This is a genomic window from Luteimonas sp. TWI596 (assembly GCF_039674105.1).
Taxonomy (GTDB): Bacteria; Pseudomonadota; Gammaproteobacteria; order Xanthomonadales; family Xanthomonadaceae; genus Luteimonas.
In genome coordinates, this window is the sequence record NZ_JBDJMU010000006.1 from 74,037 (window position 1) to 90,921 (window position 16,885).

General features: G+C 69.9%; 15 protein-coding genes. 13 read left to right on the forward strand and 2 right to left on the reverse strand.

All coding sequences use genetic code 11. From position 1 onward, the window contains the following. Positions 1 to 84: 84 nt before the first annotated feature. The 3 genes from ABE487_RS06450 to ABE487_RS06460 all read left to right on the forward strand — a co-directional run bounded on the left by ABE487_RS06450 (position 85) and on the right by ABE487_RS06460 (position 5,626). Entirely contained in the window at positions 85 to 2,397 is a 2,313-nt protein-coding gene (locus tag ABE487_RS06450) for a DPP IV N-terminal domain-containing protein (protein WP_346451701.1), read from the forward strand. A 23-nt stretch (positions 2,398 to 2,420) separates the two neighbouring features. Beyond that, positions 2,421 to 4,217 carry a DUF885 family protein gene (locus ABE487_RS06455; RefSeq protein ID WP_346451702.1) on the forward strand — a complete coding sequence of 599 codons (1,797 nt, stop codon included), beginning with the start codon at positions 2,421 to 2,423 and terminating at the stop codon, positions 4,215 to 4,217. A 74-nt stretch (positions 4,218 to 4,291) separates the two neighbouring features. Continuing rightward, positions 4,292 to 5,626: a DUF763 domain-containing protein gene (locus ABE487_RS06460; RefSeq protein ID WP_346451703.1), complete on the forward strand. Its 1,335-nt coding sequence runs from the start codon at positions 4,292 to 4,294 to the stop codon at positions 5,624 to 5,626. Positions 5,627 to 5,895: 269 nt separating this feature from the next. On the opposite strand, the gene ABE487_RS06465 is transcribed toward ABE487_RS06460, so the two are convergent. After that, positions 5,896 to 6,474: a nucleoside triphosphate pyrophosphatase gene (locus ABE487_RS06465; protein ID WP_346451704.1), complete on the reverse strand. Its 579-nt coding sequence runs from the start codon at positions 6,472 to 6,474 to the stop codon at positions 5,896 to 5,898. A 260-nt stretch (positions 6,475 to 6,734) separates the two neighbouring features. Here ABE487_RS06465 and ABE487_RS06470 point away from each other — a divergent pair, with 260 nt between their 5' ends. From ABE487_RS06470 to fabF, 8 genes are all read left to right on the forward strand, one after another. After that, positions 6,735 to 7,253, forward strand: coding sequence for a YceD family protein (locus tag ABE487_RS06470; protein ID WP_346442112.1), 519 nt, complete (start codon positions 6,735 to 6,737; stop codon positions 7,251 to 7,253). Between the two features lie 22 nt (positions 7,254 to 7,275). Next, a complete protein-coding gene (rpmF, locus tag ABE487_RS06475) occupies positions 7,276 to 7,470 on the forward strand; it encodes a 50S ribosomal protein L32 (RefSeq protein WP_183425630.1) in 195 nt (64 codons plus the stop codon). Between the two features lie 162 nt (positions 7,471 to 7,632). Beyond that, positions 7,633 to 8,616 (forward strand): beta-ketoacyl-ACP synthase III, encoded by a 984-nt coding sequence (locus tag ABE487_RS06480; RefSeq protein WP_346442111.1) that lies wholly within the window; start codon positions 7,633 to 7,635, stop codon positions 8,614 to 8,616. Between the two features lie 73 nt (positions 8,617 to 8,689). Beyond that, positions 8,690 to 9,484: a serine/threonine protein phosphatase gene (locus ABE487_RS06485; protein ID WP_346451706.1), complete on the forward strand. Its 795-nt coding sequence runs from the start codon at positions 8,690 to 8,692 to the stop codon at positions 9,482 to 9,484. A 139-nt stretch (positions 9,485 to 9,623) separates the two neighbouring features. Continuing rightward, on the forward strand, positions 9,624 to 10,571 hold the full coding sequence (gene fabD / locus ABE487_RS06490; protein ID WP_346447451.1) for an ACP S-malonyltransferase: 948 nt from the start codon (positions 9,624 to 9,626) through the stop codon (positions 10,569 to 10,571). 139 nt (positions 10,572 to 10,710) lie between these two features. Further along, positions 10,711 to 11,454, forward strand: coding sequence for a 3-oxoacyl-ACP reductase FabG (fabG, locus tag ABE487_RS06495; RefSeq protein WP_346442108.1), 744 nt, complete (start codon positions 10,711 to 10,713; stop codon positions 11,452 to 11,454). Between the two features lie 131 nt (positions 11,455 to 11,585). After that, positions 11,586 to 11,825, forward strand: a complete 240-nt coding sequence (acpP, locus tag ABE487_RS06500) for an acyl carrier protein (RefSeq protein ID WP_047137282.1) — start codon at positions 11,586 to 11,588, stop codon at positions 11,823 to 11,825. Between the two features lie 154 nt (positions 11,826 to 11,979). After that, positions 11,980 to 13,218 carry a beta-ketoacyl-ACP synthase II gene (gene fabF, locus ABE487_RS06505; protein WP_346442107.1) on the forward strand — a complete coding sequence of 413 codons (1,239 nt, stop codon included), beginning with the start codon at positions 11,980 to 11,982 and terminating at the stop codon, positions 13,216 to 13,218. A 361-nt stretch (positions 13,219 to 13,579) separates the two neighbouring features. Here the strand turns inward: fabF and cysS are convergent, their stop codons facing one another. Continuing rightward, positions 13,580 to 14,947, reverse strand: a complete 1,368-nt coding sequence (gene cysS / locus ABE487_RS06510) for a cysteine--tRNA ligase (protein ID WP_346442106.1) — start codon at positions 14,945 to 14,947, stop codon at positions 13,580 to 13,582. A 184-nt stretch (positions 14,948 to 15,131) separates the two neighbouring features. Between cysS and ABE487_RS06515 the strand changes: the two genes are divergently transcribed. Both ABE487_RS06515 and ABE487_RS06520 read left to right on the forward strand, forming a co-directional pair. Beyond that, positions 15,132 to 15,602, forward strand: coding sequence for a hypothetical protein (locus tag ABE487_RS06515; protein WP_346442105.1), 471 nt, complete (start codon positions 15,132 to 15,134; stop codon positions 15,600 to 15,602). A 271-nt stretch (positions 15,603 to 15,873) separates the two neighbouring features. Then, entirely contained in the window at positions 15,874 to 16,884 is a 1,011-nt protein-coding gene (locus tag ABE487_RS06520) for an N-acetylornithine carbamoyltransferase (RefSeq protein ID WP_346451708.1), read from the forward strand. Position 16,885: the final 1 nt, after the last annotated feature.

Genomic DNA, 16,885 nt, shown 5'->3' on the forward strand with positions numbered 1-16,885 from the left:
TCCCGGTGCCTGTGGCATACGACTCGGTCGGCCGATCGGGCCGCAGTGGCGACGGGGACGATGGCACGAGCGGACGGGCGGGGCATGAGGCGGCTGGTGGCGTGGGCGATGGCACTGCTGGCGCTTCCTGCCGCCGCGCTGGCGGCAGGCCCCAGCGCCGATGACTACGCGCGCTCGCTGGCGCTGCGCGCGCAGTGGAGTGGGTTGGCGCGCAACGTGACCTGGCCGGCGCGCTGGACCGACGACGGGCGCTTTCACTATCGCGCGACGGTCGAGGGCGGGTTCGCATTCCTGCGTTACGACCTGGCCGGTGGCGGGTCGCGCCGCGCGTTCGACCATGGCGCGATCGCGGCCGCATTGGGCCGCGCCGACGGCACGCGCCACGATCCGCTGCACCTGCCGTTCGATGCGTTCGACTACGAGGCGGGCGGTCGCGCGATCACGTTCCAGGTCGGCGACGTGCGCTGGGGCTGCACGCTGCATCCCGCGCATTGCGCGCCGAAGCCGGCGCGCCCGGGCCGTCCGCGCGCATTCGGCGTGGTGCGCGACCTCACGGTGGCCGCCGACACGACGCCGCGGCCATCGCCCGACGGGCGCTACGAGGCCCAGGTCGAAGGCGACAACGTCGTCGTGCACCGGGTCGCCGATGGCCAGGTGGTGCTGCGCGGCAGCGGCGGGAGTGCAGCGGCGTTCGACGATCCGCAGACGCTGGCCTGGTCGCCCGATTCGCGCTGGCTGGCAGGCTATCGCGTCGTGCCGGGCGATCGCCGCGAGGTCGTGCGGGTGGAGACCGCGCCGCGCGACCAGCGCCAGCCGCGGGTGCACACCCAGCTCTATCCCAAGCCCGGCGACCGGGTCGACATCGAGCGGCCGGTGCTGTTCGATCTCGCGCAGGGCCGGCAACTGGAGATCGAGGCGTCGATGTTCGCCGATCCCTACCGGCTCTCGCCGATCCAGTGGCGTCGCGACAGCGGCAGCTTCGCCTTCGAGGTCGTGCATCGCGGCCACCAGCGTGTGGACGTGATCGCGGTCGACGTGCCGGCCGGCGATGGCGCGGCGATTGCCCGGGTCGCGATCGCCGAACCCAGTGCGACCTTCGTGGATACCTGGCGCGGGTTCCGCCACGAGGTCGGCGGGCTCGGTGATGAGATCGTCTGGGTGTCGGAACGCGACGGCTGGCGTCACCTGTACCTGTTCGACGGCCGCAGTGGCGCGATCCGCCGCCAGCTCACCCGCGGCGACTGGGTCGTGCGCGAGGTACTGCGGGTCGACGAGACCACGCGGCAGGTCTGGTTCACCGCCAGCGGGATGGATGCGGGGCGCGATCCGTATTTCCGGCAGCTGTTTCGCGTCGGCCTCGACGGCGGCGATCCGGTGCGCTTGACCGAGGTGGATGCCGACCACGACATCGCACTCTCGCCCGATGGCGCGTACTACGTCGACGTGTACTCGCGCGTCGATCTGCCGCCGGTGATGGAACTGCGCCGTGCCGACGGCCGTCTGGTCGCGGAGATCGCGCGCGGCGACGTTTCGGCGCTGCGTGCGGCTGGCTGGCGGCCACCCGAGCCGTTCGTCGCCCAGGGGCGCGACGGCGTCACCGACATTTGGGGATTGGTGGTGCGCCCGCGCGATTACGATCCGGCGCGGCGCTACCCGGTGATCGAGAACATCTACGCCGGCCCGCACGATGCGTTCGTGCCCAAGACGTTCTGGCCGTTCGGCTACCACAGCGGCGGCGACAAGCCGATCGGCATGCAGGCGCTGGCGGACCTGGGCTTCATCGTCGTGCAGATCGACGGCATGGGCACGGCGCATCGGGGCAAGGCCTTCCACGACGTGGCGTGGCGCAACCTGGGCGACTCGGGCTTCCCCGATCGCATTGCCTGGCACCGTGCGCTGGCCGCGGTCGATCCGGCCTACGACATCTCGCGCGTGGGCATCTACGGCGCCTCGGCCGGCGGCCAGAGCACGCTCGGTGCGCTGCTGTTCCATCCGGCGTTCTACAAGGTCGGTGTGGCCTGGAACGGCTGCTACGACAACCGCATGGACAAGATCAGCTGGAACGAGCAGTGGATGGGCCTGCCCGAGGGCGAAGGCGACCACTACGCGCGCGCGTCGGGCGTGGACAATGCGCACCGCCTGCAGGGCGAGCTGCTGCTGATCCTCGGCGAGCAGGACGACAACGTCGACCCGGCCTCGACGATGCAGGTCGCCGATGCGCTGATCCGCGCCGGCAAGGATTTCGAACTGCTCGCCATCCCCGGCGGCGGCCATGCCGTCGGCCGGTCCAATGGGCCGATCGACTACGCCCATCGTCGCCAGGCCGATTTCTTCGTCCGCCATCTGCTCGGCGCCGCGCCGCCGCGCTGGAACCGTGCCGCGGCCGCCGCCCCATGAACCCGTTGTCCAGGAGTTGCCCGATGTCCATGCCACCGCGTCGTCGCACGACGCTGTCCGTTCTCGCCCTGTCGGTCTCGCTCGCGATCGGAGCCGTCGTGCCTGCGTTGGCGCAGGACGCGCCTCCCGCGCCGCTGGCCGCACCGGCGAACGCCGCAGAAGCCGCCCTGCGCGCGCTCTACACGCAGGAGTGGGCGTGGCGGCAGCGCGAGTTCGTGCGCGAGAAGGTCGACGGGCGCTGGCAATCCGGCGATCGCCTGCCGTCGGTGACCCCCGAGGCCTGGGCGCGCCGCGCCGACTACTGGACGCAGACGCTGGCCGCGCTCGATGCCATCGACGCCGATGCGCTCGGCGGCGAGGAGCGCATCAATGCCGCGGTGTTCCGCGCCACCCTCGAGGCCAATGTCGCCAACGCACAGTGGCGCACCTACGAAGCACCGTTCAACAGCGACAGTTTCTTCTGGGGCGGGATCAACCCGCGCCAGCCGTTCCAGACCGAGGCCGACTGGCGCCGGTTCATCGGCCGGCTGGCGGACGTGCCTCGGTACTTCGACGAGCAGATCGCGAACATGGAACGTGGCCTGGCGCGGGGCTGGAGCGTGCCGCGGGCGACGCTCACAGGTCGCGACAACACGCTCGACCCCTACGTGCAGACGGGCGAGGGCAATCCGCTGCTGGCGACCTTCGAGCGCATTCCCGCCACCATCCCCGAGCCCGTGCGCGCGCAGCTGCGCGAGGAAGGCCGGCGTGTGGTGCTCGAACGCGCGATCCCGGCGTACAGCAAGCTGCTGGGCTTCATCCGCGGCGAGTACCTGCCGCGCACGCGCACCACGATCGCCGCCAGCGACCTGCCCGACGGCCGCGCGTTCTATCGCGCGCAGATCCGCGAGTACGTGACCCGCGACATGGACCCGCGGCAGATCCACGACCTGGGCCTGGCCGAGGTCGCGCGCATCACCGCCGAAATGGAGCAGGTCAAGCAACGCGCCGGCTTCACCGGGACTCTGGCGCAGTTCATCGAGTTCCTGCGCACCGACCCGCAGTTCTATGCGACCACGCCGCGCGGGCTATTGGCCGAGGCGTCGTTGATCGCCAAGAAGATCGACGGCCAGTTGCAGTACGTGGTCGGCACGCTGCCGCGCTACCGCTTCACGATCCTGCCGGTGGCCGATGACATCGCGCCGATCTACACCTCCGGCCGCGGCGGGCTGGAGTCGTGTTTCTTCAACACCTACGACCTGCCGTCGCGGCCGTTGTACAACCTGCCGGCGCTGGTGCTGCACGAGTGCGCGCCGGGCCACAGCTTCCAGGCCGCACTTGCGCTCGAAGCGCCGGCACGTCCGGACTTCCGCCAGCAGACCTACTTCTCCGGCTACGGCGAGGGCTGGGGCCTGTACACCGAGTGGCTGGGCACGCGCATGGGCCTGTACGAGACGCCCTACGAGGAGTTTGGCCGGCTGACGTTCGAGATGTGGCGCGCGGCGCGGCTGGTGATCGACACCGGCCTGCACGAGGATGGCTGGAGCCGCGAGCAGGCGATCGACTACCTCGCCAGCCACACCGCGCTCGCCAAGCACGATGTCGTGACCGAGGTCGACCGCTACATCTCCTGGCCGGGCCAGGCGCTGTCGTACTACATCGGCTACAAGACCATCCTCGACCTGCGCGCCGAGGCCGAGCGCGCGCTCGGGCCCGCGTTCGACCAGCGGCCGTTCCACGACACGATCCTGAATCTGGGCTCGGTGCCGTTGCCGGTGCTCGAGGCGGAGGTGCGGCGCTTCATCGCGGAACAGAAGGCGACGCCGGCCGAGCGCACCTGACGACGGCGTGGGCGCCGACGGGCCGCTGGCGGGCGATCTCACGGTTTGAGACGTCGCCGCGGCAGCCTGTGCGCATGTCCCGACGTACCGGCAGCGCTGACCTTCCCCTGCATGGCGGGCGTGTGCCCGCGTGGCTGGGGCGGCGCATGACCCGGCTGGGGGCGGTGCTGTGCGAGGCCATCGTGCTCGAGTACGGGCGCGCCGAGTTGCTGCGCCGGCTGGCGCATCCGTTCTGGTTCCAGGCCTTCGGCGCGGTGATGGGGATGGACTGGCATTCGTCGGGCATCACCACCAGCGTGGTCGGCGCGCTCAAGCGCGGGCTGGCGCCGTTGTCGGGCGAACTCGGCCTGCATGTCTGCGGCGGGCGCGGGCGGCATTCCCGGGCGACCCCCGATGAACTGCTGGCGGTCGGCGCGCGCACCGGGCTCGATGGCGCGGCGCTGGCGCGCACCAGTCGGCTGGTCGCCAAGGTCGACAGCGCGGCGGTGCAGGATGGCTTCGATCTCTATCTGCACGGCTTCATCGTCGCCGACGACGGCCAGTGGGTCGTGATCCAGCAGGGCATGCACGGCGGGCGAGGGCAGGCGCGTCGCTACCACTGGCTGTCCGAGGGCCTGGAGAGCTTCGTCGATGCGCCGCACGCCGCGATCGACGGGCCGGGGCAGGGGCGGATCGTCAATCTCGCCGATCGGCGCGCGGCCGCCTCGCGCGCATCGCAGGTCGCGCTGCTGCAGGAGATGGCGCCTGCGCAGTTGGTGCGGGAATTCGGGCAACTGGAACGGATGGCCGGCGCGGTACCCGCACGTGCCACGCGCGCGGCACCGGTATCGATGGCGCCGGGCACGACCGGCGATCTGTTTGCGCCGGTCGATATTGGCGCGCCGCCGCTACAGCCGCATCTGAGCCTGCCCGATCACCACGATGTCCGCAGTGGCGATGTCGTGCTGCGGCGTCTGCACGGCGCCCTGGCCGCGGCGGCCGAATGCGGGCCGCGCGATTTCACCGAGCTGCTGCAGGTGCCGGGGGTCGGGGCCCGCACGGTGCGGGCGCTGGCACTGGTCGCCGAGGTCGTGCACGGCACGCCGTGCCGATTCAGCGATCCGGCGCGGTTCTCGCTCGCACACGGCGGCAAGGACCGGCATCCGTATCCGGTGCCCACACAGGTGCTGGACCGCACGATCGACGTAATGCGCACCGCGGTGGCGCGCGCCAAGCTCGGCAACGACGACCGGCTGGCGGCGATCCGCCGGCTCGATGCGCAATCGCGCGCGCTGGAAGCGACCGCGGGCGGCCCGTCGCTGGCGGCGTTCCTGGCCCAGGAGCGCGCCGCCTCGCACGCCTACGGCGGCCGCAGCGTGTTCGGCTGGGAGCCGCCGGCCGATGACGCAGGCGCGGCACGCGCCGGGTGAGATATCTGCGGGCGTCTGCCCCCGCCCCAGCCCTCCACCCGTCAAGGGCGCAATGCCCCGCACGCGGGCAGGGTGAGGCATCGTCGTGGACGTTCGCCCCCACCCCAACCCTCCCCCGCGCGTGCGGGGGAGGGGGCGTTACTCGGCGAGTAGGGAGGGCGCTGTCTTGTGGGGCGGGCGGCGCTTTGCGGTAGGGTCACCGCCCCCGCGACGCGGGGGCGGTCGGCGCGCATGGCGCGCCGGGTGGGGCGCGGCTCCAGGCAGGATTCTCAAGGCACCGCGTAGCCCGCCTCGCGCAGCAGGCGGGCGGTCTCGATCAGCGGCAGGCCGATCAGCGCGGTCGGGTCGTCGCTGGTGATCGCCTCGAACAGGGCGATGCCCAGGCCCTCGCATTTGAAACTGCCGGCACAGTCGAAGGGCTGTTCGGCGTCGACGTAGCGCTCGATCGTGGCCCGGTCGAGGGCGCGAAAGCGCACCTGCGTGCGGTCGAGGACCTGACGTGCCGGCTCGCCGTTGCGGACCAGGGCCACGGCGGTGTGGAACACCACGGTGCGGCCCGCCATCGCCGACAGCTGGACGATGGCGCCGTTGCGGTCGCCGGGCTTGCCCAGCGGCGCGCCGTCGAGCACGGCGACCTGGTCGGAGCCGATGACCCAGCTGTCGGGTGCATGGGTCGCTACGTCGACCGCCTTGGCCAGCGCCAGGCGGATCGCCAGCGTCTGCGCATCCTCGCCCGGCGCCGGTGTCTCGGACACCTCCGGGCGCCTGCATTCGAAGGGCAGGCGCAGGCGCGCGAGCAGCTCGCGGCGGTAGGGCGAGGTGGAGCCGAGGATCAGGGGGGCGGGCATATTGGGTCCTGTGGCGTCGCGAGGATCAGGGAGCGGACCGGCGGCGTGCGGTCCATCGTGCGTTGTCCGGATGCATGAGCGGTCGCAGCACGGCCGCGACGCTTGCCCCCGCGGTTACAATACCAATCCATCGGTCGGCGTCGGCAGCATCTCCAGGCGGAGTCGAACGATGCCGGCAGCATCGCCGGGCGGTCGAAGACGATTCCGGGGCGATGGCGTATTTGACAGGCTCTCGGCACGTCTTTAACATTCAGCGGCTTATGTCCGCGCAAATGCCCGAGTTGGTCGATGCTTGGCGTCTGGTCGCGGCCTCAAGCCGTCTGGAAGCCAAGGTTCCGTTGTCGTCGATGTCGCGTCTTCGCGACGTCCTGGCCGACACCGAGGCCGACGACGTCGTCTGCTCGATCGAGTTCGGTCGCGACGCGCTGCAGATCCCGTACGCGGAGCTGCGGATCGACGCGATGCTGCCGCTGATGTGCCAGCGCAGCCTGCAGCGGTTCGTGCTGCCGGTCGGGACGGTGCAGCGGCTGGGCCTGATCCGCGACGAGGCGGACGAGGCCGGGCTGCTGCCGGAGTACGAAGCGTTGCTGGTCCCCGAGGACGGCATGCTGTCGCCGGCCGCGCTGGTCGAGGACGAGCTGATTCTCGCGGTACCGCTGATTCCGGCGGCCCCGGGGTCGGAGACGGTCGAGCGCGACTGGCCGGTGTCGACCGAAGAAGAAACACGCGTCAATCCGTTCGCGGCATTGGCGGATCTCAAGAAAGAACGAAACAACTGAACCTGTTGCTGGAGCAATTCCCATGGCTGTGCAGAAATCCCGAGTGACCCCGTCCCGCCGTGGCCAGCGCCGCGCGCACGACAAGCTGAGCGCCAAGCTGCTGTCGACCGACCCGACGACCGGCGAGACCCATATCCGCCACCACGTCACGGCCGATGGCTACTACCGCGGCAAGCAGGTGATCCAGCCCAAGACGCGGATCGTCGAGGAAGACTGAGGTCTTTCCCGGGTCCGTCGCGTCGCGGCGGACCTTTCGGCGTGTTTCACGCTTCTTTCCAGGCGACGCGCCGCGTTGCGGCATAGCGCCGGTCGTTTTCGCGAACGTGCCGGTCGCCGCCGTCCTTCCCAAGACGTTCATGAGGCGAGGGCAGTCCGCACGATGAGCAGCGAACGCATCTATTCCCGCATCGCAGGCACCGGCAGCTATCTGCCCGAGAAGGTGCTGACCAACGACGACCTGTCGAAGATCGTCGACACCAGCGATGAATGGATCGCGTCCCGCACCGGCATTCGCGAGCGTCATATCGCAGCCGAGGGCGAGACCACCAGCGATCTGGCCTTCCATGCCGCCACGCGCGCAATGGAGGCGGCCGGGGTTTCGGCCGGCGAACTCGACCTGATCATCGTCGGCACCACCACGCCCGACATCATCTTCCCGTCCACCGCCTGCCTGCTGCAGGCGCGGCTGGGCGCGGGCGGGTGTGGCGCGTTCGACGTCAACGCGGCCTGCTCGGGCTTCCTGTTTGCGATGTCGGTCGCCGACAAGTTCATCAAGTCCGGTGATGCGAAAACCGTGCTCGTGGTCGGCGCCGAGACCCTCACCCGCATGGTCGACTGGACCGAGCGCACGACCTGCGTGCTGTTCGGCGACGGTGCCGGTGCGGTGGTGCTCAAGGCTGATCGCGAGACCGGCATCCTCAGCACCCATCTGCACGCCGACGGCGCGAAGAAGGAACTGCTGTGGAACCCGGTCGGCGTATCGGCCGGCTTCAAGCCCGACGAGCCCAATGCCGGTGTGCGCATCCGCATGGCCGGCAGTGAGGTGTTCAAGTACGCGGTCAAGGCGCTCGACTCGGTGGTCGACGAGACACTGCACGCCAACGGCCTGGATCGTCACGATATCGACTGGCTGATTCCGCACCAGGCCAATCTGCGCATCATCGAGGCCACCGCCAAGCGGCTGGACCTGCCGATGGACCGCGTGGTCGTGACCGTGGACCGGCATGGCAACACCTCGTCGGGCTCGGTGCCGCTGGCGCTGGACGAGGCGGTGCGTTCGGGTCGCGTCGAGCGCGGCCAACTGCTGCTGCTGGAAGCCTTCGGCGGCGGATTCACATGGGGTTCGGCGCTGTTGCGCTACTGAGTGTCGATCGCGGCGCGCGCGTGACCGGTCCGGCCCCGCGCGGACCGCTTGCGATCGCGTGGAGGATGCCGCCATGGGTGTGCAATCGATCGTCATCGCCGGGCGCGAGGCCTGGCTCAAGGCCTACGAGGCAGGGGACAGCCGCAAGCTGACCCTGGGTCTGCTCGACGCCGTCGTCCGCAAGCTGGAAATCGATGCGCTGCGCCCGCCGCCGCATCCCGGCGGCGAGGAGGCCAAGGCCATCGAGGCGCGCCGCCTGGCCGAACTCGAGGCGCTGGGCATCCGCGTGCCGCGGGTGCTCGGAGAGGGGGAGTCGACGTTGTTGCTCAGCGATATCGGTACCACGTTCGCCGCCCGCCTGCGCGCAGCCGATGGCGATGCAGCCACGATCGATGCGCTGACCCGGCAGGTGATCGCGGCGATCGCCGACGCGCATGCGCGTGGCGCCTATTTCGGGCAGATGGTCCCGCGCAACATCACGATCGACGATGCCGGCCGCGTGGGCTTCATCGACTTCGAGGAAGATCCGCTCGAGGTCATGTCGCTGCCGCAGGCGCAGGCGCGCGACTGGCTGCTGTTCGCGTTCGGCATCGCCAAGTACTACGACGGGCGCACCGATGCACTGGCCGATCTGCTCGCGCCGGCGCTGCGCGATGGGTGCGGCGAGGTCGCACGCCATGCCGGGCAGGTGGGGCGCCTGGAGGGGCTGGCGCGGCGCATGCAATGGCTGGGGCGCTCGGCGCGGCACATCGCCCACTCGATCCTGGTGGTGCATGCCGCGACGCTGCTGCCGCTGTTGGTGATTGCGTTCGTGCTGTGGGACTGGATCGACGACGGCGAGATCGATCTGCTGCAGATGCTGTTCTGAGCCCGCTGGGCCGACCGCTGTGTTGCCCCGCCCAAGGCGTGGCGACGCGCAGGCGATGCCGCCCTGCATACGCCGCAGTACAGACAATGTCGTATCCGGCCCCTTATCATCGCCCCGGTTTTTTCCGCTGGAAGATCGTGTGACCGCATCGCAACTCGCATTCGTGTTTCCCGGGCAGGGCTCGCAGTCGCTGGGCATGCTCGGCGAACTGGCCGCGCAGCACCCGATCGTGGGCGACACGTTCGCGGAAGCCTCCGATGGCGCCAGCGTGGACCTGTGGGCACTGGCCCAGCAGGGACCGGAGGCCGAGCTGGGGCGCACCGAGTTCACCCAGCCGGCGTTGCTGGCGGCCGGTGTCGCGGTGTGGCGTGCATGGGAGCAGCGCGGCGGTGCGCGTCCCAAGGTACTTGCCGGACACAGCCTGGGCGAGTACACCGCCCTGGTCGCGGCCGGTGCGCTGTCGCTGGCCGACGGCGCGCGTCTGGTGCGCCTGCGCGGGCAGCTGATGCAGGACGCCGCGCCGGCCGGGACCGGTGCGATGGCCGCGGTCATCGGCGCCGAGGACGCGCTGGTCGAGACGCTGTGCCGCGAGGCGTCGGTCGACGCCGCGGTGGTGGTGCCGGCCAACTTCAATTCTCCGGGGCAGGTCGTGATCGGCGGGCATGCCGAGGCCGTCGACCGGGCGATCGCGCTGCTGGGCGAGCGTGGCGTGCGCAAGGTGGTGAAGCTGGCGGTCAGCGTGCCGTCGCATACCCCGCTGATGCGCGAGGCCGCCGACCGGCTGGCCGACGCGATGGGCGCGATCGCCTGGCAGGCGCCTGCGCTGCCGGTGGTCCACAACGTCGATGCGGCCGTGCACGAGGACGTTGCCGCGATCCGCGACGCGCTGGTGCGCCAGCTTTACCTGCCGGTGCAGTGGACGCGCTGCGTCGAGGCGTTGGCCGCGCGCGGCACCACTCGCATCGCCGAGTGCGGGCCGGGCAAGGTGCTCGCGGGCCTGGTCAAGCGCATCGACAAGTCGATCGAGGCGCGCGCGCTGGGCCTGCCGGCCGATTTCGACGCCGCGCTGGCCGATTGGGCCGCCTGATCACCGCGTGGCGGCTCGGCCAGCCGGCGCGATCGCGGACAGGGCGGACGGCCATCGCACCGCGCGCCGTTGATCCCGAACGATCCGTGACCCCGCTGTCGATCCGTCGCACCCCGACGTCCTTTTTCCGGAGCATTCAATGAGCACACCGCTTTCGGGCGAGATCGCCCTCGTCACCGGCGCCAGCCGCGGTATCGGCGCCGCCATTGCCGACACCCTGGCCGCGCAGGGCGCGACCGTGATCGGCACCGCGACCAGCGAGGCCGGCGCTGCGAAGATCGGCGAACGCCTGGCCGCGCACGGCGGCCACGGCCGCGTGCTGGACGTGGTGCAGGCCGGTGCGATCGAGGCGCTGGTCGAGTCGATCGCCGCCGAGTTCGGCGCGATCTCGATCCTCGTCAACAACGCCGGCATCACCCGCGACAACCTGCTGATGCGGATGAAGGACGAGGACTGGCAGGCCATCCTCGACACCAACCTGACCAGCGTCTACCGCAGCTCCAAGGCCGTGATGCGCGGCATGATGAAGGCGCGCCGCGGCCGCATCGTCAACATCGCCTCGGTGATCGGCGTGACCGGCAATGCCGGCCAGGCCAACTACGCCGCCGCCAAGGCGGGGATCATCGCTTTCAGCAAGTCGCTGGCCAAGGAGATCGGCTCACGCGGGGTCACGGTCAACGTGGTCGCGCCCGGTTTCATCGCCACCGACATGACCCGCGACCTGCCCGAAGCCTCCAAGGCCGCGCTGACCGAGCAGATCGCACTCGGCCGCCTGGGCGAGCCGAACGACATCGCACAGGCGGTGGCGTTCCTGGCCGGCCCGGCCGCCGCCTATATCACCGGTGAAACCCTGCACGTCAACGGCGGCATGTACATGCCCTGAGACGGCGGTCACCGTTCTCCCGATTTCGAGGGCAAGTCGTTGAATGGCAAGGGCTTTGATGGTGGTGCGCCCACTGCCCGGCTTTCCCTTACACTATCCACCGCAAATCGCCTCCCCGGAGCAGAAGACCTATGAGCAACATCGAAGAGCGCGTCAAGAAAATCGTGATCGAACAGTTGGGCGTCAAGGAAGACGAGGTCAGCAACAACGCCTCGTTCGTCGACGACCTGGGCGCCGACTCGCTGGATACCGTCGAGCTGGTGATGGCGCTGGAAGAAGAGTTCGAGTGCGAGATCCCGGACGAAGAAGCCGAGAAGATCACCTCGGTGCAGCAGGCGATCGACTACATCAAGGCACACGCCAAGGGCTGATGCCCGCGTCCTGCGTCGTGCCGCTCGGCGGCGCGCGCAGGTGCCGACCGGTCCGCCGGTCGGCTGCCCGATCCGAATCTGTCACGAGGCCGCACTGCGGCCTCGTGCGTATCGGCGGCCGCGATCTGCGCCGCATCCACGTCAGGAGTTCACCATGGCCAAGCGCCGCGTCGTCATCACGGGCATCGGCATCCTCTCGCCGCTGGGCAACGACCTGGCCTCGAGTTGGGACGGCATCGTCAACGGGCGTTCGGGCATCGGCCCGATCACGCATTTCGACGCTTCCAACTTCGCCACGCGCATTGCCGGCGAGGTCAAGGGCTTCGATGCCGGACAGTGGATCGGGGCCAAGGACATCAAGAAGATGGACCCGTTCGTGCACTACGGCGTGGCTGGCGGCCTGATGGCGATCGCCGATGCCGGGCTGGAGATTCGCGAGGCGGACGCCGAGCGCATCGGTGTGGCGATCGGCGCGGGCATCGGTGGCCTGAAGGGCATCGAAGAGACCGCGATCAAGTACCACGAGGGCGGCCCGCGCAAGATCTCGCCGTTCTACGTGCCCAGCACGATCATCAACATGATTTCCGGCCAGGTCTCGATCATGACCGGTGCCAAGGGGCCGAACATCGCCGCAGTGACCGCGTGCACGACGGCCACCCACAACATCGGCCTGGCGATGCGCATGATCCAATACGGCGATGCCGATGTGATGATCGCCGGCGGCGCCGAGTTCGCGACCACGCCCACCTCGGTCGGTGGCTTCTGCTCGATGAAGGCGCTGTCCACGCGCAACGACGACCCGACCGCGGCCTCGCGGCCGTGGGACCGCGACCGCGACGGCTTCGTCATGGGCGACGGTGCCGGCATCCTGGTGCTCGAAGAGTACGAGCGCGCCAAGGCGCGCGGCGCACGCATCTACGCCGAGGTCGCCGGCTTCGGCATGAGCGGCGATGCGTACCACATGACCGCGCCCAGCGAGAATGGCGAGGGTGGCGCCCGCTGCATGCGCGCGGCGATCGCCGATGCCGGCATCGACGCTTCGCAGATCGGCTACATCAACGCGCACGGCACCTCGACACCGGCCGGCGATCTGGCCGAGACGATGGGCATCAAGAGCGTGCTCGGCGACCAGGCCGGCAAGGTGATGGTCAGCTCGACGAAGTCGATGACCGGCCACCTGCTCGGCGCGGCCGGCGGTGTGGAAGCGGTGTTCTCGGCGATGGCACTGCACGCCGGCATCATTCCGCCGACGATCAACCTCGATCACCCAGGCGAGGGCTGCGACCTCGACTACGTGCCGCACACCGCGCGGCAGGTGCAGGTCGAGTACGCGATGTCGAACTCGTTCGGCTTCGGCGGCACCAACGGCTCGTTGGTGCTGCGTAAGGTCTGACGCCTCTGGTGTCCAGACGTTGATGGCATTCAAGAACCCCGCGTGCGCGCGATCAAAGTTCGCCTCCCTAGGCCGGGGCGGCGCACGATCCAGCCCTCCCAGCGTGTGGGCGAGGCAAACGATCCAAGCCCTCCCCCGCGTGCGGGGGAGGGTTGGGTGGGGGCTGTCAGTGTAGCGGGTTCTCGCATCGCGCGCAGGAGCAACCCCCACCCGGCGCCTGCGGCGCCGACCGCCCCCGCAGGCGAGGGCGGTGAACGACAGAGCCTTCCCCGCGTGCGGAGAAGTGCGCGATCAAGGCTTCCCGCGTGCGGCGAGGCGAGCGATCCAAGCCCTCCCCCGCGTGCGGGAGAGGTGGGGGACGTCAGCCGCGCTTCCAGCGCACGCCCTGGGGCGTGTCTTCGAGCACGATGCGTTCGGCCGCCAGTTGGTCGCGGATGGCGTCGGCGCGGGCGAAGTCGCGAGCGGCCTTGGCGGCGATGCGTTCGTCGATCAGGGCCTGGATGCGGGCGTCGTCGTCGTCGCTGGCGCCGCGGCCGAACCAGTCGGCCGGCGCCTGCTGCAGCAGGCCCAAGGCCAGGCCTGCGCCGAGCAGCGCGGCCTTGTGCGTGGCACGGGCCTCGAGCGTCTCGGCGCGCCGGGCCTCGCCGGCGATGCGCGCCAGTTCGGCCAAGGCGGCCGGCGTGTTGAGGTCCTCGTCCAGGGCCCGCTCGATGCTGTCGGGGATCGCCGGTGCGGCGTCGACGTCCCGCAGGTCGCGCAGGGTGCCGTAGAGCCGGTCGAGCGTGCGCACCGACTGCGCGATCAAGGCGTCCGACCAGTCCAGCGGCTGACGGTAGTGCGCCGACAGCAGCGCGTAGCGCAGCGCCTCGGGCGGGTGGGCGCGAACCAGATCGTGCACGCGCTCGATATTGCCCAGCGACTTGGACATCTTGCTGCCGGCGAAGGTCAGCATGCCGTTGTGCAGCCACACACGCGCGAACGGCGCGCCGCCGTGGGCGCATTCGCTCTGCGCGATCTCGTTCTCGTGGTGCGGGAACTGCAGGTCGACGCCGCCGGCGTGGATGTCGATCGTGGTGCCCAGGTGCGCGGCGGCCATCGCCGAGCATTCGATGTGCCAGCCCGGGCGGCCGCGGCCCCAGGGCGAGTCCCAGCCGGGCAGGGCGTCGGTCGAGGGCTTCCACAGCACGAAGTCGCCTGGGCCGCGCTTGTAGGGCGCGACCTCGATGCGGGCCCCGGCGAGCATGTCGTCGGGGTCGCGGCGCGAGAGCTTGCCGTAGCCGTCGAAGGTGTCGACCGCGAACAGCACGTGACCTTCGGCCGCGTAGGCGTGACCGGCGGCGATCAGCGATTCGATCATCACGATGATGCCGTCGATGTGCGCGGTCGCGGCCGGCTCGATGTCGGGCGGGGCGACGCCGAGCGCGGCCATGTCCTCGCGGTAGGCAGCGACGAAGCGGTCGGTGATCGCCGAGATCGGCACGCCCTGGGCGGCTGCGGCGGCGTTGATCTTGTCGTCGACGTCGGTGATGTTGCGCGCATAGCGCAGCGCCCCGTACCGGCGGCGCAGCAGGTCGGCCAGCACGCCGAACACGACGGGGCCGCGGGCATTGCCGATGTGCACGTAGTTGTAAACGGTGGGCCCGCAGACGTACATCGTCGGGCAGGCAGGGTCGAGTGGGGCGAAGGGCTCCACCTGACGGCTCAGGCTGTTGTACAGGTGCAGGGACATTGCGCGCTCGCCGGATAACCGCCCGATTCTAGCGGCGGGACGCCGCGGGCGACAGGCCGCGCGATGGCGTCCGGACGTCGGCCGATCGGGCCGGGCCACGACAGCGAGGATTCAGCCCCGGTCGTCGGGGGGCGCCTACACTGCTTCGGTGCCCACACTCGCCCGTCGAATCCGTCGCTCGTCCATGCCAGTGCCCGTCCTGGCCCTGCTCGCCGTCGCTGCGCCCGTCGCGGCGTTTGCACAATCCTCGCCTGCCGCATCGCCGACGCCGCAACAGATCGAGAACGCGCGGATCGAGTACGCCCAGGTGCTGCGCGCCGAGCCGGTGTATCAGACGCTGCGCGCCACCAGCATGGTCGAGCGCTGTGAGGCGACCACGCCGGTGACGGCCGAGTCGCAACGCCGCGGCTTCGCGCGGGTGGTGGGAGCGGTCAAGGACGTGCTGCGTTCGGACGACGAGAAGGTCGAAGAAGTCGACCGCTCGGCCGGCGGCGACTGCCGCATGGTGCCGGTCGAGCGCGAGTTCCGCCGGCCGATCGCCTATGACGTCGACTACGTGCACAAGGGGGTCAAGTACCGCTCCCGGCTGCCCTACGACCCCGGCAACCGGCTGCGGGTGCGGGTCTCGGTGACTCCTGTCGTCGAACCGCGTTGAGTCCGCTGCGGGCGCCTGTTGCAGCGCAGCGCGGCGCGTGCGAGGATGCGCGCCCATGACCGCATGCCGCGCCGACGCCGACATCCTGACCTCCGCCCGCATGGCGTCGGGCATGACCTCGCGCGCGCGTCGACCGCAAGCCCACATCCTCCCGGGCTAGACGGAACCTGCCTGCGCGTTTGCGCGGTATCCGACCAAACCCGGCCCAGGCCGGGTTTTTTCGTTTCCGCGCCGACCATTTCCTTTCCCGCCTTCCACGAGCCCATTGCCGATGACCGTCATCCGCCATTTCCTCAACACCCAGGACTGGAGCCGCGCCGACCTCGACGCCGTGCTGGCCGATGCCGCGCGCTTGAAGCGCGAGAAGCTCGGCGACGCGCTCAAGGGCAAGTCGATCGCGCTGGTGTTCTTCAATCCGTCGATGCGCACGCGCACCAGTTTCGAACTCGGCGCGTTCCAGCTCGGCGGCCACGCCATTGTGTTGCAGCCCGGCAAGGATGCCTGGCCGATCGAGTTCGACCTGGGCACGGTGATGGACGGCGAAACCGAGGAGCACATCGCCGAAGTCGCGCGGGTGCTGGGCCGCTACGTCGACATGATCGGCGTGCGCGCGTTCCCGAAGTTCGTGGACTGGCAGTACGACCGCCAGGACATCGTGCTCAAGTCGTTCGCCAAGTACTCGCCGGTGCCGGTCATCAACATGGAGACCATCACCCATCCCTGCCAGGAGCTGGCGCACGCGCTGGCCTTGCAGGAGCACTTCGGCACCTCCGATCTGCGCGGCAAAAAGTATGTGCTGACCTGGACCTATCACCCCAAGCCGCTCAACACCGCGGTCGCCAATTCCGCGCTGACCATCGCCACGCGCTTGGGGATGGACGTGACCCTGCTGTGCCCGACGCCGGACTACGTGCTCGACGAACGCTATATGGACTGGGCCAGGCAGAACGTCGCCGAGAGCGGCGGCTCGCTGGCGGTCAGCCACGACATCGACAGTGCCTATGCCGGCGCCGATGTGGTCTACGCCAAGAGTTGGGGCGCGCTGCCGTTCTTCGGCAACTGGGGCCCGGAGAAGCCGATCCGCGACCAGTACCAGCACTTCATCGTCGACGAGGCGAAGATGGCGCTGACCAACAACGGCGTGTTTTCGCACTGCCTGCCGCTGCGGCGCAACGTCAAGGCGACCGACGCTGTCATGGATTCGCCGCAGTGCATCGCCATCGACGAAGCCGAGAACCGCCTGCATGTACAGAAGGCGGTCATGGCGACCCTGATGCGCTGAC

What these genes read in the sequence shown, in the direction of transcription:
- ABE487_RS06450 (WP_346451701.1), top strand. Translation starts at nt 85, where the DNA reads ATGAGGCGGCTGGTGGCGTGGGCGATGGCACTGCTGGCGCTTCCTGCC.
- ABE487_RS06455 (WP_346451702.1), top strand. Translation starts at nt 2,421, where the DNA reads ATGTCCATGCCACCGCGTCGTCGCACGACGCTGTCCGTTCTCGCCCTG.
- ABE487_RS06460 (WP_346451703.1), top strand. Translation starts at nt 4,292, where the DNA reads ATGTCCCGACGTACCGGCAGCGCTGACCTTCCCCTGCATGGCGGGCGT.
- ABE487_RS06465 (WP_346451704.1), bottom strand. Translation starts at nt 6,474, where the DNA reads ATGCCCGCCCCCCTGATCCTCGGCTCCACCTCGCCCTACCGCCGCGAG.
- ABE487_RS06470 (WP_346442112.1), top strand. Translation starts at nt 6,735, where the DNA reads ATGTCCGCGCAAATGCCCGAGTTGGTCGATGCTTGGCGTCTGGTCGCG.
- rpmF (WP_183425630.1), top strand. Translation starts at nt 7,276, where the DNA reads ATGGCTGTGCAGAAATCCCGAGTGACCCCGTCCCGCCGTGGCCAGCGC.
- ABE487_RS06480 (WP_346442111.1), top strand. Translation starts at nt 7,633, where the DNA reads ATGAGCAGCGAACGCATCTATTCCCGCATCGCAGGCACCGGCAGCTAT.
- ABE487_RS06485 (WP_346451706.1), top strand. Translation starts at nt 8,690, where the DNA reads ATGGGTGTGCAATCGATCGTCATCGCCGGGCGCGAGGCCTGGCTCAAG.
- fabG (WP_346442108.1), top strand. Translation starts at nt 10,711, where the DNA reads ATGAGCACACCGCTTTCGGGCGAGATCGCCCTCGTCACCGGCGCCAGC.
- acpP (WP_047137282.1), top strand. Translation starts at nt 11,586, where the DNA reads ATGAGCAACATCGAAGAGCGCGTCAAGAAAATCGTGATCGAACAGTTG.
- fabF (WP_346442107.1), top strand. Translation starts at nt 11,980, where the DNA reads ATGGCCAAGCGCCGCGTCGTCATCACGGGCATCGGCATCCTCTCGCCG.
- cysS (WP_346442106.1), bottom strand. Translation starts at nt 14,947, where the DNA reads ATGTCCCTGCACCTGTACAACAGCCTGAGCCGTCAGGTGGAGCCCTTC.
- ABE487_RS06515 (WP_346442105.1), top strand. Translation starts at nt 15,132, where the DNA reads ATGCCAGTGCCCGTCCTGGCCCTGCTCGCCGTCGCTGCGCCCGTCGCG.
- ABE487_RS06520 (WP_346451708.1), top strand. Translation starts at nt 15,874, where the DNA reads ATGACCGTCATCCGCCATTTCCTCAACACCCAGGACTGGAGCCGCGCC.